Genomic DNA, 25,020 nt, shown 5'->3' on the forward strand with positions numbered 1-25,020 from the left:
CGCGTGTAAATCCGGGTGCGGTCCATGGATTCACGGTAGCCTTGCACTCATGGCCACCCGCACTCCCTCCGGCAACTCGAAGGCCCCTGCGCGCTCCTCGAGCGGCGCCGGGTCACGATCCAAGAGCACCAAGACGGCAAAGAGCGCACCCGCTTCGCCGGTGCACGACTTCCCGCTGCCGGTGCGCATGATCCGTTCGGCCTGGATGGGCGTCGCCCGCGTGGTGGCCGGCGCCTTCCGCAAGATCGGCCGCGACGTGCACCCTCCCTACGAGGTGCGCCGCGACGGCACCGGCCTGTTCCTGGTCATCCTGGCCGTGGTCATCGCCTCGGTCGAATGGTGGGGGCTGCGCGGGGTCGGCTGGTACGGCACGTTCGTGCACTCCGTGGCCGGGGGCACGTTCGGGTTCATGGCTGCCTTCATGCCGCCGATCCTGCTGATCGGCGCCATCAGGCTCTTCCGTTGGCCGGAGGAGCACCGCGCCAACAACCGGGTGGGCATCGGCCTGGCCCTGCTGACCCTGGCCGGTTCCGGCATCGCCCACGTGGTCGGCGGAATGCCTGCCCTGAACGCCTCCTTCGACGATCTCTGGGCCGCCGGCGGCGTGCTCGGCGCCCTGGCCACCGTCCCGCTGGCGGGGATCATCAAGGCCCCCGGCGCCATGGCGGTCATGGTCGCGCTCGCGCTGCTGAGCCTGCTGATCCTCACCGCCACCCCCATCAAGCAGGTCCCCGAGCGCATTCGCGAGGGCTACGACAAGCTCATGGGCCAGGACCCGGACGGCGCCCCGGCCCCGACCCGCCGCGGCGTCCAGCTCGACGCCGAGGAACACGACCAGTCCTACCTATACGACGAGCTGCCCGCGGCCAAGAAGCCGCGGAAGAAGACCCGGCTCTTCGGCAAGGACCGCGACGAGGCCCCGGCCGCCGAGGACCTGCTGGGCAACTCCGGCGAGGGGGCCTACGACACCGCCGTCATCACCGACGACCACGGCCTGCCGATGGCCCAGGACCCGTCCGTGGACCTCTACGACGAAGCAGTCGAGCCCGGCTACCGGGAACCGTCCGTCCGCCCCGGCGTGCGCCGGCCGACCAAGGCCGAGCTCGAGATGGCCGCGATCATGGACCAGGTCGGCCTGGGCCAAGAGCCCGAGGCCGACACCCAGGCCATGAGCGCGATCGACCTGACCAACTTCGGCGCGGACGACGTGGCGACCACGGCCGTGCCGCAGGTGCCCTCGCGCCCCTCCGCGACCCCGCTGCCTCCCATCCCGGCGCGCACCGAGCAGCTCCAGCTCTCCGGCGACGTCACCTACACGCTGCCCTCCTCCGACTACCTGCCGGCAGGCCCGCCGTCCAAGGAACGCTCCGAGGCCAACGACGCGGTGGTCGCCGCGCTCACCGACACGCTCACCCAGTTCAAGGTCGACGCGAAGGTCACCGGGTTCTCCCGCGGCCCGACGGTCACCCGCTACGAGATCGAGCTGGCCCCCGGCACCAAGGTGGAGCGCGTCACCGCGCTGTCCAAGAACATCTCCTACGCCGTCGCCTCCTCCGACGTGCGCATCCTGTCCCCGATCCCGGGCAAGTCCGCGATCGGCATCGAGATCCCGAACGCGGACAAGGAAATCGTGGTGCTCGGCGACGTGCTGCGCAGCCACAACGCCCGCAAGACCGACCACCCGATGGTCATGGGCGTGGGCAAGGACGTGGAGGGCGGCTTCGTCGTCGCCAACCTCGCCAAGATGCCGCACCTCCTGGTCGCCGGCGCCACCGGCGCGGGCAAGTCCTCGTTCGTGAACTCGATGATCACCTCGATCCTGATGCGCGCCACCCCGGACGAGGTCCGCATGGTCATGGTCGACCCCAAGCGCGTGGAACTCACCGCCTACGAGGGCGTTCCCCACCTGATCACCCCGATCATCACCAACCCCAAGAAGGCAGCCGAGGCGCTGCAGTGGGTGGTCAAGGAGATGGACACCCGCTACGACGACCTCGCCAACTTCGGCTTCAAGCACGTCGACGACTTCAACAAGGCCGTGAAGAACGGCAAGGTCATCCCGCCCGAGGGCTCCAAGCGGGTCATGAAGCCCTACCCGTACCTGCTGGTCATCGTCGACGAGCTCGCCGACCTCATGATGGTCGCCCCGCGCGACGTCGAGGACTCGATCGTCCGCATCACCCAGCTGGCCCGTGCCGCCGGCATCCACCTGGTGCTGGCCACCCAGCGCCCGTCGGTGGACGTGGTCACCGGCCTGATCAAGGCCAACGTGCCCTCGCGCATGGCGTTCGCGACCTCCTCGGTCACCGACTCCCGCGTGGTGCTCGACCAGCCCGGCGCGGAAAAGCTGCTGGGCCAGGGCGACGCGCTCTTCCTGCCCATGGGCACCTCCAAGCCCATGCGCGTGCAGGGCGCCTGGGTCACCGAGTCGGAGATCCACGCGGTCGTCGAGCACGTCAAGGGCCAGCTGAAGGCCGAGTACCGCAGCGACGTCGCCGCCGAGACGCCCAAGAAGCAGATCGACGACGACATCGGAGACGACCTGGAGCTGCTGCTGCAGGCCACCGAGCTGGTCGTCACCACCCAGTTCGGCTCCACCTCGATGTTGCAGCGCAAGCTGCGCGTCGGCTTTGCCAAGGCAGGCCGCCTCATGGACCTGCTCGAATCGCGCGGCGTCGTGGGCCCGTCGGAGGGCTCCAAGGCCCGCGACGTGCTGGTCAAGCCGGACGACCTGCCCGCGGTGCTTGCCGCGATGCGCGGGGACGAGACCCCGGCCGGCGACGTGGTCCCGACGGCTCAGGAAGCCGCGCTGGCGGAGAACGCCAACGCCAACCACTACGGGACCGACCTGGTGGCGGAGGACCTGGACTCCTACGCCCAGGCCGTCGACTACCACGACGGTGCAGACGACGAGGGCTCGGAAGACGCCTGGAACCTCACCGGAAGGTAACCTAGAGACGTGAGTGATTCCCCGGAAAGCCCAGCCCAGAAGCCCGTTCCGAACCTGAACATCGCCAACGTGCTCACCACGCTGCGCATCTTCATGGTCCCGTTTTTCATCTGGGCGTTGCTGGCCGACCACCAGCAGTACGGCTGGTTGCGCTGGGTGGCCTTCGGTCTGTTCGCGCTGGCCATCTACACCGACAAGCTCGACGGGGACCTGGCGCGCAGCCGCGGGCTGATCACCAACTTCGGCAAGATCGCCGACCCCATCGCGGACAAGCTGCTCACCGGATCGGCCCTGGTGCTGTTCTCCGTGCTGGGGGAGCTGCCGTGGTGGATCACCGTGGTGATCCTGGTGCGCGAATGGGGCATCACGCTCGTGCGCTTTGTCGTCATCCGCTACGGCGTGATGGCAGCGTCGAAGGGCGGCAAGCTCAAGACGGTGCTGCAGGCCGTGGCGATCCTGCTCTACCTGCTGCCGTGGACCCACACCGTCACCTGGCTGTGGTTCGTCGCCGTCGGCGTGATGTGGCTCGCACTGATCGTCACAGTGGTCACCGGCGTCGACTACCTCGTCAAGGCGTGGCAGCTGCGCGCACAGCACCTGAAGAACCCTGGCAGCAAGGCCTAAGCGGAAGCCGGAGCAGACCCCATGGATTCAATGCCTGAACAGGCGGAGGGCAACACGCTGGCCCGCGAGGTGATCGCCGCCGCGGTTGAGGCCGGGCTGAGCCTCGCCACGGCCGAGTCGCTGACCGCCGGCCTGATTGCCGCGACGCTGGCGGAGGTGCCCGGCGCCTCGGTGGTGCTGCAGGGCGGGGTCGTGAGCTACAGCAGCGAGGTCAAGGCGCGCGTGTTGTCCGTCGACCGGGAGCTCCTGGAATCCAAGGGGTCGGTCGACGGCGAGGTGGCCCGCCAGATGGCGGTCGGCGCCAGGGAATGCTGCCTCAGCGACGTCGCGGTTTCCGCCACGGGGGTTGCCGGTCCGGATCCCCACGACGGCAAGGCAGTTGGCACGGTTTTCCTCGGCTTTGCCCATCCGGGCGGCAGCGGTTCTGCCGAGTATCATTTTCAGGGCGATCGGGCACGGATTCGGGCCGCGGCGACCGCCGCAGCTTTAACACTGCTCATTTCCACGATTCGCTCAGTTACCACACAGGTTGATGGGGCAATGTAGCTATCAATGCGGTTTATGACATAGTTGTTGACCCATTCAATAATGTTGTGGAATATCGACCCCGGCTCTGGATAGGGTGGGGGTCGTGGGAACAAACTACGATTATTCGTAGTTGTACCCCATGACGGGCACATCAAGTGTCCGCACCGATCGCCCCACAAAGGCAATAGGACCGGAGAACAAAGGCAATGCACATGGTCAAGCAACCAGTATCGGTAAACGGTGTGGTCCGTTGGCGTGATGTGGGCCTACAGAGCGAGGTCCGCCGCGAAAAAGAGGAGCGCAAGATGGTAGTCCTACGACACGAAATCGGTGACGTCCTCCGCGACGTTCGTCAGCGCCAGGGTCGTACCCTGCGTGAAGTTTCCCATAGCGCTCGTGTTTCCCTTGGATACCTTTCCGAGGTCGAACGCGGACAGAAGGAAGCTTCGTCCGAACTGCTCTCCTCGATCTGCAGCGCCTTGGAGGTTCCGCTTTCGCTGATGCTTCGCGAAGTCAGCGACCGCGTGGCCATCGCCGAAGGCATCACCATCCCGGATACCGTTCCCGTGGATCTCACCAGCGAATTCGCCGGGGATCTCGGCAAGCGTCTTGCACCGAGCCACTAACTAACGTTTTCAGACCCCGGGTGGGTGTGTGCCCCAGGGGACAATGATTGGCCTTCGGGTTCCCGGCTTTCGAGCCGGGACCCGGAGGCCAAGTCTTTTAATGCGCGCCACCAACCGGCGCACAGCGGGCACGCGGCGGTACATGGCACAATTGCCCAGTGCGATTGAGTGATTTCTGGCGTCTGATGGATGACGAATTTGGTGCGGGCTATTCCCGCACGCTGGCTTCCAGCTTGGTGCTGGCCGAGGTTGGCGGGGTAACCGCCGAAGACGCGCTGAACCGCGGAACCCCACCCAGGGCGGTGTGGCTGGCCATCTGCAACATGCAGGACGTGCCGCCGGAGCGACGCCTGGGCAAGGACCTTCCGCCCAAGGACCGCTAGGAATTTCCGGGACACCCGCTCCAAGTGTTCGAATATCTGTTCGGAAGAGTGTATTGTTCATGGTGAAAGTTCGTTGGGTCTCCGACATCGGTTTTCCACAGCTTGAACACCCGAATACCAAAGTGTCGGCCAGTAGTCGTACGCTCGTGGACAGACAAAGAGTATTGGCCAATATGGCCCTAACAACCGAGGTGAATGATGGCCGCAGCAGGCAACAATCGCGAGAAGGCCCTCGAAGCGGCACTTGCGCAGATTGATAAGCAATTCGGCAAGGGATCTGTCATGCGCTTGGGCGACGACACGCGTGCGCCCATCGCCACCATTCCCACCGGATCGGTCGCACTGGATATTGCGCTGGGCATAGGCGGACTTCCCCGTGGCCGAGTCGTGGAGATCTACGGCCCGGAATCCTCGGGTAAGACCACCGTTGCACTGCACGCCGTTGCCAGTGCCCAGAAGCTCGGCGGCATTGCCGCATTCATCGATGCTGAACACGCATTGGACCCCGAATACGCCAAGAAGCTCGGCGTGGACACCGACGCCCTGTTGGTTTCCCAGCCGGACACCGGTGAGCAGGCCCTGGAAATCATGGACATGCTCGTGGGTTCCGGCTCCATCGACATCATCGTGATCGACTCCGTGGCCGCGTTGGTTCCACGAGCCGAAATCGAAGGCGAGATGGGCGACAGCCACGTTGGCCTGCAGGCTCGCTTGATGAGCCAGGCACTGCGAAAGATCACGGGCCGGTTGAGCCAAACTCGCACGACTGCGATCTTCATCAACCAGTTGCGTGAAAAGATCGGTGTGATGTTCGGTAGCCCGGAAACCACGACCGGTGGTAAGGCACTCAAGTTCTACGCCTCGGTCCGAATCGATGTTCGCCGCATCGAAACCCTGAAGGAAGGCACCAACCCGGTTGGCAACCGTACGCGTGCCAAGATCGTCAAGAACAAGATGGCTCCGCCCTTCAAGCAGGCCGAATTCGACATCATCTACGGTCTGGGTATTTCCCGAGAGGGAAGCCTCATCGATATCGGCGTGGAGCAGGGCTTCGTCAAGAAGTCCGGCGCATGGTTCACCTACGACGGCGACCAGCTCGGCCAGGGCAAGGAAAACGCGCGGAAGTTCCTGCGCGACAATCCGGATCTGGCCAACGAACTTGAACGCCAGATCCTCGAAAAGCTGGGCATCGGCCAGGCCGCCAGCGACGACGGGGAAGATGCGTTGCGCATCGTCAAGGATTCCTAGTTTCGTGAGTTCCAAACAGCACCAGGGCGGTTCGTCCGGTACCCCACAGGGTTCCGAACGACCGCTTTGGTCATTTCCAGCCGACGGCAATTCCGAGTGGGGTACGCCTGACGAAATGCCGCAATGGGCGCAATCGCCCGTTGCCTTCGAAGCCCCGCCGGCCGACCTTGCCCCGGGCCCGCCTGAACCGAAGAAAGAATTCGGTGAACGCCAGGCCTATGCCGGGCGCAGCAAGCGCACCGGCGCGCGAGGCGACTCTGCCTCACGAGGCGCCCGCGGTGCCCGCTACGGAGCCTCGAGTTCGGCCGGCACAAAAAGGGAGAAGACCGCGGCAGAACCCGTCGAGCTGAGCGACGAACAGTACGCAACCAAGGGGCGTGGGATTCTCCTGCGCCAGCTCACCGCGTCGTCAAAGAGCCGGGCCCAGCTGATGAAAAAACTGTTGGAAAAGGAAATCCCGGCTCGCATCGCGGAAGAGCTGCTCGACCGTTTCGAAGAGATCCAGCTGGTGGACGACAATTCGTTTGCCGAAAGCTGGGTGCGTTCGCGCGCCCGCAGCCGCGGACTCGCCCGTTCCGCCATCAGGCGCGAACTGCGCGACAAGGGCATCGAGGGGGACCTGGCGGAGAACGCGCTGGAACAAATCGACGAGGAATCCGAGGAAGCGACGGCCAGGGATCTGGTGGAACGGAAGCTGCGGGCCCCGTCCATGGGACTGGACAAGGACAAGAGCGTCCGCAGGCTTGTGGGCATGCTGGCCCGCAAGGGGTATTCCCCGTCGATGGCATACCGCATCGTCAACGAGGCCTGGGAAGAGCAGTTCGGCCAAGAACCCTACTAGGGCGGGCCCCTCCGGGTCGGGCCGATGAAGATTGGGTACGCTTGGTAGGTGACTGTGAGCATTCCTACTTCCACTGAAAGAAAATCGGCTGATCCCCTGCGCACGTACGAGGTGCGAACATACGGCTGCCAGATGAACGTACACGATTCGGAGCGGCTCTCCGGCCTGCTGGAGTCGACGGGGCTAGTCCTGAAGCAGCCCGATGGCGACACCGCGGACGTCGTGGTCTTCAATACCTGCGCGGTGCGTGAGAACGCAGACAACAAGCTGTACGGAAACCTCGGACTGCTGGCACAGGTCAAGGAAAAGCGTCCGGAAATGCAAATCGCCGTCGGTGGCTGCCTGGCACAAAAGGACCGCGAAACGATCCTTCGCAAGGCCCCCTGGGTGGACGTCGTCTTCGGCACCCACAACGTCGGCTCGCTGCCGGCACTGCTGGACCGGGCCCGTCACAACAACAAGGCCCAACTGGAAATCCTTGAGTCCCTTGAGGTCTTCCCGTCCACGCTTCCGACCAAGCGGGACTCGGTGCACTCGGGCTGGGTCTCGATTTCCGTGGGCTGCAACAACACCTGCACGTTCTGCATCGTGCCCTCGCTGCGCGGCAAGGAACGCGACCGCCGCCCGGGGGAGATCCTCGCCGAGATCGAGGCCCTGGTCGCCGACGGGGTCATCGAGGTGACCCTGCTGGGACAGAACGTGAATTCCTACGGCGTGGAGTTCGGGGACCGGCTGGCCTTCGGCAAGCTGCTGCGTGCCTGCGGCCGGATCGAGGGACTGGAACGCGTCCGTTTCACCAGCCCGCACCCCGCCGCGTTCACCGACGATGTCATCGAAGCGATGGCCGAGACGCCCAACGTCATGCCGCAACTTCATATGCCCCTGCAGTCGGGCTCCGACAAGGTGCTCAAGGACATGCGACGCTCGTACCGGTCCAAGAAGTTCCTGGGCATCCTCGAGAAGGTGCGGGAGAACATCCCGCATGCCGCGATCACCACCGACATCATCGTCGGTTTCCCCGGGGAAACCGAGGAGGATTTCCAAGCGACCCTTGACGTCGTTGAAGCCTCACGCTTCGCCAGCGCCTTCACCTTCCAGTACTCCAAGCGCCCCGGCACGCCCGCCGCCGAGCTGGAGGACCAGCTGCCCAAGGCCGTTGTGCAGGAACGCTACGAACGCCTGACCGCGCTCCAGGACCGAATCTGCGCGGAGGAAAACGCCAAGCAGGTTGGCCGGACCGTCGAGGTCATGGTCACCGCCCAGTCGGGCAAGAAGGCCTCGGAAACCCAGCGGCTCAGTGGACGATCCACCGACCAGCGGCTCGTGCACTTCTCAATTCCCGAGGGTGGGGAGACCCCGCGCCCCGGCGATCTGGTGACCCTTCCGATCACCGAGGCCGCGGCCTTCCACCTGGTCTCCGACCCGGCGGGCCTGGCGGAGTACTCGGTGCGCCGCTCGCGGGCCGGCGACGCCTGGGACCGCTCGCAAGCCGATTCCTGTGGCGCACCCGCCACCGGTTCCTCAGGCACCAAGGGCGTTTCCCTTGGTATGCCGCTTCTGCCCACCAGAAAGTAGTCGTTGCACATGACTCTCCCGGTTATCGCCGTGATTGGACCAACCGGGACGGGTAAATCGGACCTCTCGATTGCCATTGCCCGGGAACTTGGCGGGGAAATCGTCAACGCCGACGCCCTGCAGTTCTACCGAGGAATGGACATCGGCACGGCGAAGCTGTCCGTTGCCGAACGCGGCGGGATCCCTCACCACCTGCTGGACATCATGGATGTCCGGGAGGAGGCCAGCGTTGCCCGATTCCAGGCCGACGCGCGCCGGACATTCGACGAAATCCGATCCCGGGGAACGGTACCCATCCTGGTCGGAGGTTCGGGCCTCTACGTGCGTGCGGCGCTGGATGAAATCGACTTCCCGCCCACCGACCCGGAAGTGCGCCAACGCCTTGAGCTCGAGGCCCGCGAGCACGGCCCCGGGCCGCTGGCGCGGCGCCTTGCCGCGGTGGATCCTGCCTCCGCCGCACGCAACCTCGATGAGCGCCGGATGATCCGTGCCCTCGAGGTCCACGAAATCAGCGGAAAGCCGTTCAGCTCCTTCATGCCGGAACGCGAGTACCACGCCCCGGCCGTGCAGATCGGGCTGAACTTGGATCGTGCACTATTGCACCAGCGGCTGGAGCTGCGCGTGGCGAAGATGCAGGAACTGGGACTGCTGGACGAGGTTCGCCGTCTGGACGCCGCGGGCCTGCGCGAGGGCAAGACGGCCTCGCGGGCCATCGGTTACGCACAGTTCCTGGCCGTGCTCGACGGGACCATGGACCAGGCCGAGGCCGCCGAGAAGACCGTGATTGCCACCCGTCAGTTCGCACGCAGGCAAGTCACCTGGTTCAACGCCGATGAACGCGTGCAATGGTTCGACCCGCTCAGCGCCGCATTGGTCGCTGACGTCCTCGAACGGATTCGCGCGACCTGAGGACCGCCGGGCGGCGTCGCAAAATACCCAAGCAAGTTGCGCTGCCCGTATCCTTAAAAACATGAGCACCACGGAACCCCTGTCAGCCCAAGACGAGTCACTTCTGTCCGTCGCGGGGCCGCTGAGCTACGCGAAGGGGCACGGCACCGGAAACGATTTCGTGCTCATCTCCGACCCCGACGACAAACACGACCTGAGCCCGGAACAGGTCGCGGCAATCTGCGACCGCCACCGCGGCATCGGCGGCGATGGACTCATTCGTGCGGTGCCCTCCAAATACCTGGCGGAGGGTCGGGAGATCCTCGAGGCCCAGCCGGAGGCCCGTTGGTTCATGGATTACCGCAACGGCGACGGCTCGATGTCCGAAATGTGCGGAAACGGCGTCCGTGTTTTCGTCCACTTCCTCGTGAGCGAGAAACTTGTCGACTTGCCGGTGGGAGCCGAACTGTTCATCGGCACCCGGGCCGGGCTCAAGATCGTGACCCGGCTTGCCGACGGATACTCGGTGGACATGGGGCCCTGGGAGTTCATTTACCCGGAGGCGGCCGGCAAGTCCGGGCTGGATTCCGTGGTGCAGACCGAGGGATTGCCGGTTCCCCGTGCAGCGGTCTCCGTGAGCATGGGAAACCCCCACACCATCGTCGCCGTGGCAAGCCAGGCGGAGCTCGATGACCTCGAGCTCTTCACCATCCCCGCTGTCGACCCGTTGCCGCCCCACGGGACCAACGTCGAGTACGTGCTGCCAGCCGAACCCCTTGTCGAGGGCGGGCGCGGCAGCCTGCGGATGCGGGTGCACGAACGCGGCGTCGGCGAGACGCTCTCGTGCGGCACGGGTGCCTGCGCTGCGGCCGTGGCAACGCGGCACTGGGCCCATGCCCAGAACGTTGCCAACTGGGAAGTCGCGGTTCCCGGCGGGGTGCTGGGAATCAGGTTTGCCCCGGGTGCCGGGGGTGCCGAACACGTGTTCCTCAGCGGGGCGGCCGTGCTCGTCGCCCGCGGCAGCATTTCCGCGGATTAGTACCAGACACGCATGAGGGCGTTGGACACCGCGGTGTCCAACGCCCTCTATGTTTTGCGCACAGGTACGTGCGTGTGAAGTTAGGCTTCCTGCGGACGGTGGATTCGGATCGTGCGGAAGGCCTTGTCCGTCGAGGTGCGTTCAACCGCCCAAGACTCGGGCATCACGGTTCCAATCCACTTCTGCAGCGAGTCGGCGCCGAGGTTCTTCTGGACGACAAGCCATGCGGTTCCGCCCGGTGCCAGACGCGGCAGCCACAGCAGGAGCAGCTCGTGGAGCGCTTCCTTGCCGATGCGGATGGGCGGATTCGACCAGATGGTGTCGAAGGTGGTGGCCGCGTCGACCTCCTCGGGCAGCGAGGCCTTGACATTGCCAAGCCCCAACGAGCGTGCGTTGTCGCGCGTCAAGCCTATGCTGCGCTCGTTGACGTCGACCGCGTAGACCGTGGCCTCCGGGGAAGCCAGCGCCAGGCTCAGTGCGATCGGTCCCCAGCCGCAGCCGATATCAAGCAGGTTTCCGGTCGTTGAAGGTTCCGGAACCGAGTCCAAGAGCACGGCTGTACCCTTGTCGATCCTGTCCGGGCTGAAGATGCCGCCGGACGTTTCGACCTTGCGGGTTGCACCGCCCAGTTCGACGCTGATGGTGCGTCGCTTTTCCGGTTTTGACGGTTGCGCGCTGAAATAATGATCCGAGCTCATGTTGGCAGGTTAACCGCCCGGGGGTCGCAATCCCAAACCGTGCACGGCCCTGCGGGCCGGTATTGGCCCATTCGGGGTGTGATTTACGTTAATGCGAGCCGCACCCATGCAGTGATAGAGTTTTCCCTATGACTTTCCTGTAAGACGCATGTTGCGCATTTTCAACACACCAGACGGCCTCCGCGGCCGACGAATCTGGGTATCTGCCACGCGCCGAAAAGTCATAGTTCCAAGTCTCCCCAAGCCATGCCGCACCATATCAAAGCGCCCCGAATCAAGCTTTCCGGCATCATGGCACCCACGGACTTCATTGACCCAGCATGCGGTGGACCCCCTCGAAAGAATCCATCGAAGGACAACACATGAACTCTCATGATGATCAAGCACACGAATACGGCGCATCTGTCGGCGCAGGGCACTATTCTGGAATACAGCACGCAAAGGGGAACATGACCAACTCACAGCATTCCGGTCCACACGACAACGACATGGACGAGGCGCAGATCAAGGCCGCCATTGAACGGATTCTTGCCAGCGACCATTCGGTCGCCGATAAGAGCAAGCATTTCGGGGCGCCCGAGCACGAGGGAATCTTCTCGGGCCGCGCCCAGGCGCTGAGCAACCTGACCCGGGAACATTCGTCTTTCGACGGCGCACAGGAGGATCTTGCCGAACGCCGGGCGCTCCGCCGCGTCGCGGGGCTGTCCACCGAACTCGAGGACGTCACAGAGGTCGAATACCGACAGCTGCGCCTCGAGCGCGTGGTGCTGGCCGGGATCTGGAACGAAGGCACCGCCCAGGACGCCGAAAACTCCCTGCGCGAACTCGCCGCCCTGGCCGAGACGGCCGGCTCCGAGGTGCTGGACGGCATCGTGCAACGTCGCGCCAAGCCGGACCCCGGAACCTTCCTGGGTTCGGGCAAGGCAATGGAACTGCGTGAGATCGTGGCCGCCACGGGCGCGGACACCGTCATCATCGACTCCGAGCTTTCCCCGTCACAGCGCCGTGCGCTCGAAGACGTCGTCAAGGTCAAGGTCATCGACCGGACCGCGCTGATCCTGGACATTTTCGCCCAGCATGCCAAGAGCCACGAGGGGCGTGCCCAGGTCGAACTGGCGCAGCTCGAATACCTCCTACCGCGACTGCGCGGCTGGGGCGACTCCATGTCGCGCCAGGCCGGCGGCCGAGTGGGTGCCGCAGGCGGCGGCATCGGCTCCCGCGGACCGGGTGAAACCAAGATCGAACTGGACCGCCGGCGCATCCGCGACCGCATGGCCAAGCTTCGCAAGGAAATCAAGGGAATGCTCCCGGCCCGGGAAGCCAAGCGGGCAAACCGGAAGCGCAACGAAGTGCCCTCGGTCGCCATTGTCGGCTACACCAATGCGGGCAAGTCCTCACTGCTCAACAGGCTCACCCAGGCCGGCGTCCTGGTGGAAAACGCGCTCTTCGCGACCCTTGACCCCACGGTGCGCCAGGCCGAAACCAGCGACGGACTGAACTACACGCTCACCGACACCGTGGGCTTCGTCAAGTCGCTTCCCACCCAGCTGGTGGAGGCGTTCCGTTCCACGCTCGAGGAGATCGCGGACTCCGACCTGATCCTGCACGTGGTCGACGCCGCGCACCCGGACCCGGAAGGCCAAATCCAGGCGGTCCGCACCGTGCTCAACGACGTCGATGCCCGGAACATCCCGGAAATCATCGTGTTGAACAAGGCGGATGTGGCCGATCCCTTCGTGGTGGAGCGCCTGCGCCAACGCGAGCCGAACCACGTGATTGTCTCGGCCCGCACCGGCGACGGCATCGAAGAGCTGCTGCAGAAGGTCAGTGCCGCAATTCCGCGTCCCGGCGTCCAAATGGAACTGATGATTCCCTACGATCGAGGCGACGTGGTCAACAAGCTCCACGGTGCCGAGGCCGAAATCCTCTCCATCGAACACACCGAAAACGGGACACGCATGATGGTCAAGGTGCGCGAAGGCATGGCCGCGGAAGTGGAGCAATTTAGTATTCATGGCTGAGGAATCAGAAGTCATCGCCCTGTTGGACGCTGCGGTGTCCGCGATGGGCGGGCAAAGCAGGCCGGGCCAGCACGAGATGGCAAAGCAGGTCGTGCGCGCCATGGAAACCGGCGAGCACCTTTTGGTGCAGGCCGGGACGGGAACGGGAAAGTCGATGGCTTACCTGGTTCCCGCGCTCGCGCACGCCCTGGACTCGGAAAAGCCCGTCGTGATTTCGACCGCGACACTGGCACTCCAGGCCCAAATCGTTGGACGCGACGTTCCGCGGCTCTTGAAGTCGCTGAAGAACGATTTGCCCCGCGAGATGGAGGTTGCCCTGGTCAAGGGCCGCTCCAACTACGTGTGCCAGTACAAGCTCGGCGGCGGCTACCCGGACGACGACGAGGGAACCCTGTTCTCGATCGAATCCGATGCCCCGGCCGCCGGCGGCTACTCGGACGGCCCGTCCTCCGCGCTCGGGCAGGAAGTCGTGCGGCTGCGCCAATGGGCCGAGCGCACGGAAACCGGCGATCGTGACGACCTGACCCCGGGCGTCAGCGACAAGGCGTGGCGCCAGGTCTCGGTCAGTGCGATGGACTGCCTCGGATCCCAGAAGTGCCCGATGGCCTCCGAATGCTTCAGCGAGATGGCCCGCGCCCGAGCGGCAGATGCCGATGTGATCATCACCAACCACGCAATGCTCGCGGTGTCGGCGTTCGAAGGCCTGGCCGTGCTGCCGGACTTCGACACCGTCATCATCGACGAAGCCCACGAGCTGCAGGACCGGGTGACAAGTTCGGTGACCCGCCCGCTCTCGGTCAACATGGTGCAGACCGCCGCGTCGGCGGCCCGCAAACATTGCGCGGTGGGCGTCGACTCGCTGAACCAGGGTGCCAAGGCGCTGCAGCGCAGCCTCGAAGGCGTCCCCACGGGCTTGATGGCCCGCGGCCTCAACGAGGAGCAGGAAGCCGCGATCAACCAGATCGCGGAGGCCGCCCGCGTGGTGCTCTCCGATTCGAAGCCCGAGGCCAACGCGCCCGCGGACGGCGGTCGGCAGATGGCACGTTCGCAGGTCATGTATCTGGTCGAGCAGTGCACCAAGATGCTTGAAATGACCGAGGAACGGGAAGTCATCTGGGCTTCGCGCCCGGGGCACTTCAGCCCGGGGGAGGGCTACGTCCAGCCCGACGAATCGAGCCAACCCACGCTGAATGTCGCGCCCCTGTCGGTTGCCGGCAAGTTGCGCGAAGGGCTTTTCGACGGGCGCACCGTCATCCTGACCAGCGCGACCCTGGCCATCGGCGCGGCCTTTGAGCCGGTCGCCGGTGCCTTGGGACTGGTCGGCGACGGCGCACCCACCTGGAACGGCGTCGATGTGGGAAGCCCGTTCGACTACCCCAAGCAGGGCATCCTGTATGTCGCCAAGCACCTGCCCAAGCCCGGGCGCCAGATGTCGCAGGAAATGATCGGCGAGATCGAAGACCTCATCAAGGCTTCCGGGGGAGGGGCCTTGGCGCTCTTCACTTCGCGTCGCGCCGCGGAGGAGGCGGCAGAGATCCTGCGTTCCAGGCTTGACGTGCCGATTCTGTGCCAGGGTGAATCGAGCATGAAGGCCTTGGTCGACCAGTTCTCCGCCGAGCCGGACACTTGCCTCTTCGGCACCATGACCCTGTGGCAGGGCGTTGACGTGCCGGGCAATGCGTGCCGCCTGGTGATCATCGACAAGATCCCGTTCCCACGGCCCGACGACCCGCTTTCCTCGGCGCGCAGCCGGGATGTCGCCAAGCACGGTGGCAACGGGTTCATGGCAGTGGCGGCGAGTCATGCAGCTGTCAGGCTGGCGCAGGGCGCAGGGCGCTTGATTCGTTCTGTCAACGACCGCGGCGTCGTGGCCGTCCTGGATTCGCGTCTGGCGACGGAACGCTACGGAAGCTTCCTGCGGGCCTCCTTGCCGCCGTTGTGGGCGACCCCCGACAAGCCGACGGTGCTGGCTGCGCTCGAACGCCTCAGCGAAGGCTAAATGCGGTGCGGCTCCCCGGGGAGTCCAAGAGTTGAAACATTAAATGAGTCAGGGGCCGGTCGTTGCGACCGGCCCCTGACTCATTGAAATACGTGTGGCTTCGCTAGATGGAGCGCATGACCGAAACGACCTTGCCCATGACCGTTGCCGCATCACCGAGGATCGGTTCGTAGCGGGAGTTCTGGGGCAGCAGCCAGGTGTGGCCATCGCGCTGGCGGAAGGTTTTCACCGTTGCTTCGTCGTCGAGCAACGCCGCAACGATGTCGCCGTTGACTGCCGTTTGCTGACGCCGTACGACAACCCAGTCGCCATCGCAAATAGCGGCGTCGATCATGGAATCACCGCTGACCTTAAGCATGAAGAGCTCGCCGTGGCCCACGAGCTGGCGCGGCAGCGCAAACACGTCCTCCACGGCCTCATCGGCGAGAATCGGGTTGCCTGCGGCGATTCGTCCCACCAGCGGGACCATTGCCGTGTCGGACGAGGTCGTCAGCTCCGAGACGTTCATGCCGTTCGCGGCCTTGAGCTCGGCCTGGCCGGACACCACTTCAAGTTTCGTGTCGGTCTTGAGCTGCAAGGGCAGCAGGATTTCCATGGCGCGCGGACGGCGGGGGTCACGACGGATGTAGCCAAGCTTTTCGAGCTGGCTCAACTGATGGGTCACGCTCGAGAGGCTGGCCAGGCCCACCGCGTCACCAATCTCTCGCATGGAAGGTGGGTAGCCGTTGGCACTGACCGAACGCTGGATTGTTTCGAGAACCTTTTTCTGGCGAATGGTCAGGCTCTTCGCGTCACGCCGAGGGGTTCGTTGTTCGGTCGTCATTCTTTGTGCCTCATCCCGATCGTCGGCGGTTGGCCCGCGCGTTCCGCAATTTGTCGGTGCGGAGTGATGAAGTGAATTCACCGTTCCACATCACTCATGTTAGTGGACGGAAGCGGCGCTTTCAAAGATTTGTTCGAACCGATCTGGACACGTGTCGTTGAAAAGTGCTAGAAATAACTTACGAACTACGAACACATATTCGAAAGACGTGTTCGAACAATAGAAGCTTGTTCGATTCGTGGCCCGCTCGCACCGGCCCGTCGTACTCAAAGGAAAGGCAAAGACATGGCAAGCACTGCTCTCTCGGCCCCGCTCCACCTCGTTCCAGACCCCATCGCCTACCACGCCCCGCAGGAGGCGCCGCTGCGGCTGACCCGTCGGGGGAAATTCGTATTGATCGCCATGCCGATCTTCCTGGCCAGTCTGGGCGTTCTCATGCTCCTGGGTTTGTTCCTTTCGCCGGCCAAGGCCTCGGCCGATGTGCCGCTGGGTGTCGACGCCGTCAGCGTCACCGTCATTGAGGGCGATACGCTTTGGGGGCTCGCTCGCGAGTTCGCGCCTCAGCTGGACCCACGCGAGGCGGTGCGGCAGATCACCGAAATCAACAACCTTGAGGGAAGCGTCCTGTTCCCGGGGACCGAGATCTACGTTCCAACGGCACGGTAACTGCCGCGCTACTGACGGCGGGTGTGACCCGCGCGTCATTGAAAACCGATTGTTACCCCGTTCCACATTGCTGATTCTGATGCCGTGGACCGCGCGCCCTAGACTTATGGGGTGAATGAACGGCTAAATCGCCTGGCAAAATTGCCCCTGCGAGAGAATCTTCAAGGTCTTGAACCTTACGGCGCACCGCAAATCGACGTTCCAATCCAGCTGAACGTCAACGAAAACACGCATCCGTTGCCAGAGGCCGTTCATCGCGCGATCGTCGAAGAGGTATCCGCAGCCGCGCTGGGACTCAACCGCTACCCGGACCGTGAATTCACCGAATTGCGCGAGCGCCTGGCCTCCTACCTCGGCCACGACCTGACCGCTGAGAACATCTGGGCAGCAAACGGATCCAACGAAGTGTTGCAGCAAATCCTGCAGGCATTCGGCGGGCCGGGTCGCACGGTCATGGGATTCCCTCCCACCTATTCGATGTACCCGCTGTTGGCCAGCGGAACCGACACCACCTACATTGCCGGTGTTCGATCCGAGGGCTATGCCCTGACCGCGGCCGACGCCGCGGAGCAGGTGCGGGCCTCGGCGCCCAACATCGTTTTCCTCTGCTCGCCAAACAACCCGACGGGCACGGCCCTGGGCCTGGATGTGGTCGAAGCCGTCTACGAGGCAGGCGTTGCCAGCAACGCCATCGTCATCGTGGATGAGGCTTATGCGGAATTCGCGCACAACGGAACCCCGTCCGCGTTGTCGCTGTTGCCGGGCCGCGAGCGCTTGATCGTCTCACGCACCATGTCCAAGGCATTCGCCCTGGCCGGTGCCAGGGTCGGTTACCTCGCCGCAGCTCCGGAGGTCACCGACGCGATCCGCCTGGTCCGCCTGCCGTACCACCTTTCCGCGGTGACCCAGGCAACGGCCAACGCCGCGCTCAAGCACGTCGAGGCATTGCTGGCCAACGTCGAGGACATCAAGTCCCAGCGCGACCGGATCGTCAACGAGCTGACCCGCATGGGCCTGAACCCTGCGTCCTCCGACTCGAACTTCGTGTTCTTCGGCGGCCTGGAAAACCCCCGGTACATCTGGGAGGGCCTGCTCGAAGCCGGAGTTATCATCCGCGACGTCGGCATCCCCGGCCACCTGCGTGTCACGGCCGGCACCGAAGCCGAAACCACGGCATTCCTGGTCCGCCTGGAAGAACTGCTCAATCAGGGTCCGCACGGGCACTAACGCTAAACTCATAGGTGCGGGGTTGCGCCGGACACATCGGTGTCCCCAGTCCCGTGTTTCACATCCTCGTCTAAACGCCTGATCAAAAGGAATGTGCATGTCTGCCGAAAAACTCACGGGTCGTCGCGCTCGCCTCGAACGCACCACCAGCGAGTCCTCCGTTTTTGTCGAACTCGATTTGGACGGCACCGGCCGCTCAGAGATCAGCACCAGTGTTCCGTTCTACGACCACATGCTGACCGCGCTTTCCAAGCATTCGCTGATCGACCTCACGGTGCGTGCCACCGGCGACACCCACATCGACGTGCACCACACCGTTGAGGACGTTGCCATCACCATCGGCGAGGTCCTGCGCACCGCGCTGGGCAACAAGGCGGGCATCCGCCGCTTCGGCGAAGCCACCGTTCCGCTCGACGAGGCACTGGCAAACGCCGTTGTCGACATCTCCGGACGCCCCTACCTGGTGCACACCGGCGAGCCCGCGGGCCAGGAGTACCACCTCATCGGCGGCCACTTCACCGGTTCGCTGACCCGCCACATCTTCGAGGCCCTCACCCTGCACGCCCAGATCTGCCTGCACATGACCGTGATCGGCGGCCGGGACCCGCACCACATCGTCGAGGCCCAGTTCAAGGCCTTCGCCCGCGCACTGCGCGAGGCCGTGGAGCCCGATGCCCGCATCGGCAACGCCATCCCGTCCACCAAGGGTGCGCTGTAAATGGCAGATCGCAAGAAGGTCACGGTTCTTGACTACGGTTCCGGCAATGTCCGCTCCGCCGTGCGCGCACTCGAGGCGGCCGGTGCCGAGGTAACGCTCTCGGCCAAGCCCGACGACATCCTCAACTGCGACGGGCTCTTTGTCCCGGGCGTCGGCGCCTACGCCGCCGTCATGCAGCAGCTCAACGACGTCGGAGCCATCCGCTGGATCGGACGCCGCATCGCCGGCGGCCGCCCGGTCCTGGGCATCTGCGTCGGGCACCAGATCTTCTTTGAAGAGGGCGTCGAACACGGCGTGCGCACCCCGGGCATGGGCGAATGGCCGGGCACCGTGGAGCTGCTCAAGGCACCGGTCGTCCCGCACATGGGCTGGAACACCGTCACGCCGCCGGAGGGCAGCAAGCTCTTCAAGGGCATCGAGAACGAACGCTTCTACTTCGTGCACTCCTACGCGGTGCAGGAGTGGAACTTCGACGTGGCCCAGCCGAAGATGCTCCCGCCGCAGGTGACCTGGTCCGAGCACGGGGTCCCCTTCGTTGCCGGCGTGGAAAATGGCCCGCTGTGCGCGCTGCAGTTCCACCCCGAGAAGTCCGGCGAAGCCGGCGCGCAGTTGCTGCGCAACTGGTTGGAGACCCTCTAAATGTGGACCATCCTGCTCATGCTGTTGGCCGGGCTACTGGCCGGCGGTGCAATTTCCTTGCGCCAGCAGCGGGCGCACGTTTCCTGGATCATCGCCTGCTGGATCCTCGCCGGCATGGCCCTGGTCGCCGGATACCTCCTGACCTTCTGAGAACCCTGAGCCGCCACCCCCGCGGTGGCGGCAGGGCCAGCGGCCCGCAAAAACCTAAGGATTGATCATGACCAACACGCAAAACCCCATCCTCGAACTGCTTCCCGCCGTCGACGTGGCGGACGGCCAGGCGGTGCGCCTGGTCCAGGGTGAAGCCGGATCCGAAACCGGCTACGGCGACCCGTTGGAGGCCGCGCTTGCCTGGCAGAACGCCGGCGCCGAGTGGATCCACCTGGTGGACCTGGACGCAGCCTTCGGCCGCGGCCACAACACCGAGATCCTGCGCCGCGTCGCCGAGGAACTGACCATCAAGGTCGAGCTTTCCGGCGGCATCCGCGACGACGAGTCGCTCGAGCGTGCGCTGGAATTCGGCGCCACCCGCGTGAACCTGGGCACCGCCGCCCTGGAGAACCCGGAGTGGACCGCCCGCGCCATCGCCCGCCACGGCGACAAGATCGCGGTTGGCCTGGACGTGCGCGGAACCACCCTGGCTGGCCGGGGCTGGACCAAGGAAGGCGGCGACATCTGGGAGGTCCTGGCACGCCTTGAGGACGCCGGGTGCGCCCGCTACGTCGTCACCGACGTGACGAAGGACGGAACCCTGCGCGGCCCGAACGTGGAATTGCTGCGCGAGATGTGCGCACACACCTCGAAGCCCGTCATCGCATCCGGCGGCATCTCCAGCCTCGAGGACCTTCGCGTACTGCGCGAACTGGTCCCGCTGGGCGTCGAGGGAGCCATCGTGGGCAAGGCGCTCTACGCGGGCAAGTTCACCATGCCCGAGGCGCTGGATGTCGCTGGCCGCCGCTAGCATCCACCCGCACGCCCGGCATCCACGGGCGAGTTGCACCACACCAGCCACCCCGCCGCCCGCGCCCAGTTCCGCGCGCCAGTAGGGAATCAGGGCCGGTCACCACGCAAATGGTGACCGGCCCTTGTGCATGCCGCACGATAGCATTTCCGTATGAGCGCGAATTCACCTTCTTCCAACGGGGCGCCCGAAAGCCCCCGACACCTGCCCGGACACATTGCCGCGGCGCTGGCCCGTGCCGGGTCACCGGCCGACTCCGCCGGGCAAACCTGGGAAGGTCGCGACCTCAGCGGGGAGGGGAACCCCCTGCACAATTTCGACAACGACAACGGGCTCATCGACGCAAGGCTTGCGGCGGCCATGGACGCACTGGTCGCCGGAACCGGCACCGAGCAGGGCGTCCACGCGGCCCTCGCCGAATCGCGCATCTACATCGCCGTGGTGGCACAGCTGGCCGAGGGCGGACTCGGCGAACACGGCTTCACCGAGGACAAGGAAGCCGACATGGCGCTGGTGACGCTCAACGCGCCCGACGGCCGCAAGGCGCTACCGGTTTTCAGCAGCGTCGAGCGCCTGCAGGCCTGGCACGGCGAGGCCCGCCCGGTTGCCGTGTACGCCCCGCGCGCGGCCCTTTCCGCCGTCGCCGAGGAAGCCCAGATGCTTGTCCTCGACCCCGGCGCCGACTTCACCTTCGTGTTGCGCCGCCCCGGCATGTGGGCCCTGGCCCAGCAAAAGGACTGGACGCCCAGCTACCTCAACGAGGAACTCGCGGCCATCGTCGCCCGGCAGGCGGGAACCGAGGAGGCCCTGGCCTCGATCCACATCGTTCCGGGCCAGGGCGTGGGAAGCCGCACCGCGCAGGGCGCCAGCGTGCCCGGCGGGGGACCGGGGCCGGAACTGCGCCTGGAGTTCACCTTCCAGCCGGGAGTGGACGAGGCAACGGCCCGCGCCTGCGTGACGCGCATCCACTCGGCGCTTGCCGCGAACGCGGACTTCGCCGAGAACGTCGATTCCCTGGAAGTCGCACTCAAGGCGGGCGCACCGACGCAGCCGGGGCCCAACGCATGAAATTCGGTCGTTACGGCGAACTGCTTCGGCAACCAGGGGTAGCGCCGCTGCTTCTGGTCGGCATGGTGGCCAGGCTGCCGCACGCGGCCGTCGGCATGCTGTTGCTGCTGCACCTGGTCAACGAGCTGGACCGCGACTGGGGATCGGCCGGACTGGTCGTGGCGTTGATGACCATCGGCATCGCACTGGGCGCACCCTGGCGCGGCCGCGTGGTCGACATGTACGGGCTGCGCCGCGCGCTGGTGCCCTCGATCATCGTCGAGGCGGTGGTGTGGAGCATCGTTCCGCAGGTCTCGTTCATGTGGGTGCGGCCGCTGGTGTTCCTCGGCGGGCTGTTCTCATTACCCGTCTTCTCCGTGGTGCGCACCGCCCTGGGCGTGATGACCACGGGGGAGACCCGGCGCTCGGCCTTCGCGCTCGACGCGATGGGCACCGAGCTGGTCTTCATCGTCGGGCCGGCCACGGCCGGAATCGTTGCCACCAGCCTGAACACCACCATCGGCATGATCGGCATCGCCGTGGCGGCCTCGCTCAGCGGCCTGGTGCTGATGATCCTGAACCCGCCCACCCGCAGCGACCAGCCCGGTGCCGTCGCCAAGAAGGCGAACCCGCACGAGGAGCGGCTGGCAGCCGAGGCGTCGCTGATCGCCTCCGGCCCCGGCGGGCTGGCAAACGTCGAGGGCGAACTGATCCTGGCCGGCAGCAAGTCGACCCAGGCCCGCATCGCCGCACGAGGTAAGGCCTTCCGCAACAAGTTCGGCTGGGTCAGCGCCTCCGTGGTCGCCGTGTTCATCGCGGCCTCCGGCGCCGGGCTGGTTCTCTCGGGAACCGAGGTGGGCATGCTTGCGCTGCTTGACGAGAAGAACAGCTCGGGCCAGTTGGGCATCGTGTTCTTCTTCTGGTGCGGCGCTTCGCTGATCGGCGGGTTGATCTACGGAAGCCTCAGCCGGCGGATTTCGCCGATCGTGCTGCTGCTGGCCATGGCCGTGTTGACCCTGCCGATGGCCTTTGCCAATGACACCTGGTCGCTGGCATTGCTCTCGATCCCGCCGGGGATGCTCTGTGCGCCGGTGCTCTCGGCGGCCTCGGAATGGCTCACCGACCTGGTGGCCGAAAAACGACGCGGCGAGGCCATGGGCTGGTACGGCTCGGCACTGACCAGCGGCACCGCGTTGGGTTCCCCGATTACCGGCGCGACGGTCGATGCGCTGGGGTTTGCTGCCGCATTTGTCGCCGTGGGCTGCATCGGCGCGGCGGTGAGCGTTGCGGCATTGGTCGCGCAGCAGGTGCGCCGACGTCGCCGCGCCCGCGTGCGGACGCTCGTCGTCGAGGCGTAGGCGCAAGCTGGCTTGGCACCGCCAGGGCCAAAGAAAAAGTGCGGGTCCCGTTTCGCTTGAAACGGGACCCGCACTTTTTCTTGATGATGGAGCTGAAGTGTTAGTTCACCGGGCCGGTGAGCTTTTCGCCCGGGCCCTTGCCCGGTTCGTCCTGGATGAAGGACGCTTCACGGAAGGCCAGCTGCAGGGAGCGCAGTCCGTCGCGCAACGGTCCTGCGTGCTGGGAGCCGATCTCCGGCGCTGCGGAGACGACCAGTCCGGCCAGGGCGGTGATCAACTTGCGTGCCTCGTCGAGGTCTTTCAGCTCTTCGGCGTCGTCGCCGGCGGCAAGACCGCACTTGACGGCGGCGGCGCTCATCAGGTGGACGGCGGCGGTGGTGATGATTTCAACGGCTGCCACTTCGGCGATGTCGCGAATTTCGTTGGTGGCGTCCGGATTGGTTTCAGGAGTACTCATGATGCTAAGCTTTCCATAGACCGACTGAATCTGTGTATTTGGAAGCGTCACCCAAGCGGTGAATGTGACCAAACAGCCTGGATCCAGTAAGCAAGTGGAGGCCACTCCCACCCGCAGCAGCCGAATCAGGCGGCCGGGTACATTCGGTACCTGTCACCTCGCGTGGCGGGTCAAGATGAGCAATCATCGATCGAATCTCGAGGCCTTCGCCTGCACCCGCAGCCGAGGGCCTTTCCTTTTGCTGTGGTGGCCTGAAACTACGAACTACTCAGGAGCTACACATCAGCGATCCACGCATTAATGATCGAATCCGCGTCCCAGAGGTGCGGCTCGTCGGCCCAGCCGGTGAACAGGTTGGCATTGTCCGTATTGAGGATGCTCTTCGTCTTGCCGTGGAGTCCGATCTTGATCTCGTTGAGGTTGCGCCTACCGCAAAGCCTCCCGTGTGCAAACTGATGGACTTCGGAAAGTACAAGTACGAGGCCGCGGTCAAGGCGCGCGAAGCGCGTAAGAACCAGACCAACACGGTCCTCAAGGAAATTCGTTTCCGCCTGAAGATCGACACCCACGACTACGAAACCAAGGTCGGCCACGCGCTGCGCTTCCTCGGAGCGGGCGACAAGGTCAAGGCCATGATCCAGTTCCGTGGTCGTGAGCAGCAGCGTCCAGAGATGGGCATCCGCCTGCTGGAGAAGTTTGCAGCAGCAGTTGCAGAGGTTGGCGTTATTGAGTCAAGCCCCCGCATCGATGGCCGTAACATGGTCATGGTTGTTGGACCGCTCAAGAACAAGGCAGAAGCCAAGGCTGAAGCCCGCCGCTTGGAACAGCGCGAAAACGACAAGGCCAGGGCGGCCGACTCCAAGAACCGGATCGACACCTCGGAACCACAGGGCGACCTGGGTGGCTCCGTGGCCGATGTCATTGAATCCGACATCATGGAGAAGCTTGCCAAGGTTCGTGCCGAAGCCGCAGCCGAAGAGGCAGCAGCTTTGCTCGCTCCCAAGGTAGCCCCGGTAAAGACCGCTCCGGTCGCAGCCAAGGCTCCGGCCAAGGCAGCACCGGCACGCGACACCGCTCGCCCGGCAACGGCAAAGGCCCCGGTTCGTCCGGCCGCCGCAGCCAAGCCGGCAGTAGCAGCTCCGGCTCCGAAGCCTGTCGTTGCGAAGCCTGTTGCAGCACCTAAGCCAGTGGCCATGCCGAAGCCGGTAGCCGCCCCCAAGCCTGCGGGCAAGCCGGGTCCCAAGCCCGCAACCCGCGCAGCCAAGCCCGGGACGACCAAGTAAGGTCGCTCCGAGCAGGGCACGCTCGCAAGAGCAAACCTAGAACAACGGATTCCCTCAAACGCGGGAGTGCGCAAGATCCCCGGCCCGAAAGGACCCCGGGAGCAAGTAAGGAGAACGGCGGATATGCCGAAGTTCAAGACCCATAGTGGCGCCAAGAAGCGCTTCAAGCTCACCGGTAGCGGCAAGCTCAAGCGCCAGCAGGCTAACCGCCGCCACTACCTGGAGCACAAGTCCTCCCGCATCACCCGTCGCCTGGCCTCGGACCAGCTGGTCGCCAAGGCGGACGTCAAGACCATCAAGCGGATGCTCGGTCTCTAACACCAGTCCGTCTTGGGAATCCATTCTGCGATTCCCGACCACTTAAAGTATTTTGCCTGGCCCAATATTTGAGGCCAGGTGGAACAGAACCAAAGGAGTACAC

Annotated in this window: 25 protein-coding genes; 22 read left to right on the plus strand and 3 right to left on the minus strand. The window is 64.9% G+C overall.

Annotated features, from left to right (window positions below; translation table 11 throughout):
- The first annotated feature begins 49 nt into the window (after positions 1-49).
- The 10 genes from ACFY5D_RS18940 to dapF all read left to right on the plus strand — a co-directional run bounded on the left by ACFY5D_RS18940 (position 50) and on the right by dapF (position 10,702).
- On the plus strand, positions 50-2,950 hold the full coding sequence (locus ACFY5D_RS18940) for a DNA translocase FtsK 4TM domain-containing protein (RefSeq protein WP_387533511.1): 2,901 nt from the start codon (positions 50-52) through the stop codon (positions 2,948-2,950).
- Between the two features lie 9 nt (positions 2,951-2,959).
- Positions 2,960-3,574, plus strand: coding sequence for a CDP-diacylglycerol--glycerol-3-phosphate 3-phosphatidyltransferase (gene pgsA, locus ACFY5D_RS18945; RefSeq protein ID WP_387533514.1), 615 nt, complete (start codon positions 2,960-2,962; stop codon positions 3,572-3,574).
- Positions 3,575-3,604: 30 nt separating this feature from the next.
- A complete protein-coding gene (locus ACFY5D_RS18950) occupies positions 3,605-4,120 on the plus strand; it encodes a CinA family protein (protein WP_387533517.1) in 516 nt (171 codons plus the stop codon).
- Between the two features lie 194 nt (positions 4,121-4,314).
- A complete protein-coding gene (locus ACFY5D_RS18955) occupies positions 4,315-4,728 on the plus strand; it encodes a helix-turn-helix domain-containing protein (protein WP_209996009.1) in 414 nt (137 codons plus the stop codon).
- Positions 4,729-4,886: 158 nt separating this feature from the next.
- A complete protein-coding gene (locus ACFY5D_RS18960; protein ID WP_387533520.1) occupies positions 4,887-5,111 on the plus strand; it encodes a DUF3046 domain-containing protein in 225 nt (74 codons plus the stop codon).
- A 195-nt stretch (positions 5,112-5,306) separates the two neighbouring features.
- On the plus strand, positions 5,307-6,359 hold the full coding sequence (recA, locus tag ACFY5D_RS18965; protein ID WP_387533523.1) for a recombinase RecA: 1,053 nt from the start codon (positions 5,307-5,309) through the stop codon (positions 6,357-6,359).
- A gap of 4 nt (positions 6,360-6,363) precedes the next feature.
- A complete protein-coding gene (locus ACFY5D_RS18970) occupies positions 6,364-7,200 on the plus strand; it encodes a regulatory protein RecX (protein WP_387533526.1) in 837 nt (278 codons plus the stop codon).
- 48 nt (positions 7,201-7,248) lie between these two features.
- Positions 7,249-8,775: a tRNA (N6-isopentenyl adenosine(37)-C2)-methylthiotransferase MiaB gene (gene miaB / locus ACFY5D_RS18975; protein WP_387533529.1), complete on the plus strand. Its 1,527-nt coding sequence runs from the start codon at positions 7,249-7,251 to the stop codon at positions 8,773-8,775.
- 9 nt (positions 8,776-8,784) lie between these two features.
- Positions 8,785-9,684 (plus strand): tRNA (adenosine(37)-N6)-dimethylallyltransferase MiaA, encoded by a 900-nt coding sequence (miaA, locus tag ACFY5D_RS18980; RefSeq protein ID WP_387533532.1) that lies wholly within the window; start codon positions 8,785-8,787, stop codon positions 9,682-9,684.
- A gap of 61 nt (positions 9,685-9,745) precedes the next feature.
- On the plus strand, positions 9,746-10,702 hold the full coding sequence (gene dapF, locus ACFY5D_RS18985; protein ID WP_387533535.1) for a diaminopimelate epimerase: 957 nt from the start codon (positions 9,746-9,748) through the stop codon (positions 10,700-10,702).
- Between the two features lie 80 nt (positions 10,703-10,782).
- Here dapF and ACFY5D_RS18990 read toward each other — a convergent pair whose 3' ends face one another.
- Positions 10,783-11,400, minus strand: coding sequence for a class I SAM-dependent methyltransferase (locus ACFY5D_RS18990; protein WP_387533538.1), 618 nt, complete (start codon positions 11,398-11,400; stop codon positions 10,783-10,785).
- Between the two features lie 449 nt (positions 11,401-11,849).
- Between ACFY5D_RS18990 and hflX the strand changes: the two genes are divergently transcribed.
- Positions 11,850-13,421: a GTPase HflX gene (hflX, locus tag ACFY5D_RS18995; RefSeq protein WP_387533540.1), complete on the plus strand. Its 1,572-nt coding sequence runs from the start codon at positions 11,850-11,852 to the stop codon at positions 13,419-13,421.
- Entirely contained in the window at positions 13,414-15,420 is a 2,007-nt protein-coding gene (locus ACFY5D_RS19000; RefSeq protein ID WP_387533543.1) for an ATP-dependent DNA helicase, read from the plus strand. Before hflX ends, ACFY5D_RS19000 begins: the two co-directional genes overlap by 8 nt.
- Positions 15,421-15,523: 103 nt before the next feature.
- On the opposite strand, the gene lexA is transcribed toward ACFY5D_RS19000, so the two are convergent.
- Positions 15,524-16,243 (minus strand): transcriptional repressor LexA, encoded by a 720-nt coding sequence (gene lexA / locus ACFY5D_RS19005; protein WP_387533545.1) that lies wholly within the window; start codon positions 16,241-16,243, stop codon positions 15,524-15,526.
- 285 nt (positions 16,244-16,528) lie between these two features.
- Between lexA and ACFY5D_RS19010 the strand changes: the two genes are divergently transcribed.
- The 8 genes from ACFY5D_RS19010 (at position 16,529) to ACFY5D_RS19045 (ending at position 22,859) form a co-directional block, all read left to right on the plus strand.
- Positions 16,529-16,909 carry a LysM peptidoglycan-binding domain-containing protein gene (locus tag ACFY5D_RS19010; RefSeq protein ID WP_387533548.1) on the plus strand — a complete coding sequence of 127 codons (381 nt, stop codon included), beginning with the start codon at positions 16,529-16,531 and terminating at the stop codon, positions 16,907-16,909.
- A gap of 111 nt (positions 16,910-17,020) precedes the next feature.
- Positions 17,021-18,136 carry a histidinol-phosphate transaminase gene (locus ACFY5D_RS19015; RefSeq protein ID WP_387533551.1) on the plus strand — a complete coding sequence of 372 codons (1,116 nt, stop codon included), beginning with the start codon at positions 17,021-17,023 and terminating at the stop codon, positions 18,134-18,136.
- Positions 18,137-18,233: 97 nt separating this feature from the next.
- On the plus strand, positions 18,234-18,854 hold the full coding sequence (hisB, locus tag ACFY5D_RS19020; RefSeq protein WP_387533554.1) for an imidazoleglycerol-phosphate dehydratase HisB: 621 nt from the start codon (positions 18,234-18,236) through the stop codon (positions 18,852-18,854).
- Positions 18,855-19,493, plus strand: a complete 639-nt coding sequence (gene hisH, locus ACFY5D_RS19025; protein ID WP_387533556.1) for an imidazole glycerol phosphate synthase subunit HisH — start codon at positions 18,855-18,857, stop codon at positions 19,491-19,493.
- Positions 19,494-19,643 (plus strand): hypothetical protein, encoded by a 150-nt coding sequence (locus ACFY5D_RS19030; protein ID WP_387533559.1) that lies wholly within the window; start codon positions 19,494-19,496, stop codon positions 19,641-19,643.
- A 67-nt stretch (positions 19,644-19,710) separates the two neighbouring features.
- Positions 19,711-20,454, plus strand: a complete 744-nt coding sequence (gene priA / locus ACFY5D_RS19035) for a bifunctional 1-(5-phosphoribosyl)-5-((5-phosphoribosylamino)methylideneamino)imidazole-4-carboxamide isomerase/phosphoribosylanthranilate isomerase PriA (RefSeq protein WP_387533562.1) — start codon at positions 19,711-19,713, stop codon at positions 20,452-20,454.
- Between the two features lie 153 nt (positions 20,455-20,607).
- Complete coding sequence (locus ACFY5D_RS19040) at positions 20,608-21,522, plus strand: SseB family protein (RefSeq protein ID WP_387533565.1); 915 nt, start codon at positions 20,608-20,610, stop codon at positions 21,520-21,522.
- The gene (locus ACFY5D_RS19045) at positions 21,519-22,859 is read left to right on the plus strand and encodes an MFS transporter (RefSeq protein WP_387533568.1); all 1,341 of its coding nucleotides are present in this window, start codon (positions 21,519-21,521) and stop codon (positions 22,857-22,859) included. The genes ACFY5D_RS19040 and ACFY5D_RS19045 overlap by 4 nt, the downstream gene beginning before the upstream one ends.
- A 100-nt stretch (positions 22,860-22,959) precedes the next feature.
- Here ACFY5D_RS19045 and ACFY5D_RS19050 read toward each other — a convergent pair whose 3' ends face one another.
- Entirely contained in the window at positions 22,960-23,316 is a 357-nt protein-coding gene (locus tag ACFY5D_RS19050; protein WP_209996036.1) for a DUF1844 domain-containing protein, read from the minus strand.
- A gap of 323 nt (positions 23,317-23,639) precedes the next feature.
- Between ACFY5D_RS19050 and infC the strand changes: the two genes are divergently transcribed.
- On the plus strand, positions 23,640-24,599 hold the full coding sequence (gene infC / locus ACFY5D_RS19055) for a translation initiation factor IF-3 (RefSeq protein WP_387533571.1): 960 nt from the start codon (positions 23,640-23,642) through the stop codon (positions 24,597-24,599).
- Between the two features lie 123 nt (positions 24,600-24,722).
- Positions 24,723-24,917 carry a 50S ribosomal protein L35 gene (rpmI, locus tag ACFY5D_RS19060; protein WP_209996038.1) on the plus strand — a complete coding sequence of 65 codons (195 nt, stop codon included), beginning with the start codon at positions 24,723-24,725 and terminating at the stop codon, positions 24,915-24,917.
- The last annotated feature ends 103 nt before the right edge of the window (positions 24,918-25,020 follow it).

This window comes from Paeniglutamicibacter sp. NPDC012692, from assembly GCF_042901625.1.
Classification (GTDB): domain Bacteria; phylum Actinomycetota; class Actinomycetes; order Actinomycetales; family Micrococcaceae; genus Paeniglutamicibacter.

Coding starts and splice junctions, on each gene's coding strand:
- hisH (WP_387533556.1), top strand. CDS start 18,855: ATGGCAGATCGCAAGAAGGTCACGGTTCTTGACTACGGTTCCGGCAAT.
- ACFY5D_RS18940 (WP_387533511.1), top strand. CDS start 50: ATGGCCACCCGCACTCCCTCCGGCAACTCGAAGGCCCCTGCGCGCTCC.
- ACFY5D_RS18990 (WP_387533538.1), bottom strand. CDS start 11,400: ATGAGCTCGGATCATTATTTCAGCGCGCAACCGTCAAAACCGGAAAAG.
- ACFY5D_RS19030 (WP_387533559.1), top strand. CDS start 19,494: ATGTGGACCATCCTGCTCATGCTGTTGGCCGGGCTACTGGCCGGCGGT.
- ACFY5D_RS19040 (WP_387533565.1), top strand. CDS start 20,608: ATGAGCGCGAATTCACCTTCTTCCAACGGGGCGCCCGAAAGCCCCCGA.
- rpmI (WP_209996038.1), top strand. CDS start 24,723: ATGCCGAAGTTCAAGACCCATAGTGGCGCCAAGAAGCGCTTCAAGCTC.
- ACFY5D_RS18955 (WP_209996009.1), top strand. CDS start 4,315: ATGGTCAAGCAACCAGTATCGGTAAACGGTGTGGTCCGTTGGCGTGAT.
- ACFY5D_RS19045 (WP_387533568.1), top strand. CDS start 21,519: ATGAAATTCGGTCGTTACGGCGAACTGCTTCGGCAACCAGGGGTAGCG.
- dapF (WP_387533535.1), top strand. CDS start 9,746: ATGAGCACCACGGAACCCCTGTCAGCCCAAGACGAGTCACTTCTGTCC.
- priA (WP_387533562.1), top strand. CDS start 19,711: ATGACCAACACGCAAAACCCCATCCTCGAACTGCTTCCCGCCGTCGAC.
- hflX (WP_387533540.1), top strand. CDS start 11,850: ATGACCAACTCACAGCATTCCGGTCCACACGACAACGACATGGACGAG.
- lexA (WP_387533545.1), bottom strand. CDS start 16,243: ATGACGACCGAACAACGAACCCCTCGGCGTGACGCGAAGAGCCTGACC.
- ACFY5D_RS19010 (WP_387533548.1), top strand. CDS start 16,529: ATGGCAAGCACTGCTCTCTCGGCCCCGCTCCACCTCGTTCCAGACCCC.
- hisB (WP_387533554.1), top strand. CDS start 18,234: ATGTCTGCCGAAAAACTCACGGGTCGTCGCGCTCGCCTCGAACGCACC.
- ACFY5D_RS19000 (WP_387533543.1), top strand. CDS start 13,414: ATGGCTGAGGAATCAGAAGTCATCGCCCTGTTGGACGCTGCGGTGTCC.
- ACFY5D_RS19050 (WP_209996036.1), bottom strand. CDS start 23,316: ATGAGTACTCCTGAAACCAATCCGGACGCCACCAACGAAATTCGCGAC.
- recA (WP_387533523.1), top strand. CDS start 5,307: ATGATGGCCGCAGCAGGCAACAATCGCGAGAAGGCCCTCGAAGCGGCA.
- ACFY5D_RS18950 (WP_387533517.1), top strand. CDS start 3,605: ATGCCTGAACAGGCGGAGGGCAACACGCTGGCCCGCGAGGTGATCGCC.
- miaA (WP_387533532.1), top strand. CDS start 8,785: ATGACTCTCCCGGTTATCGCCGTGATTGGACCAACCGGGACGGGTAAA.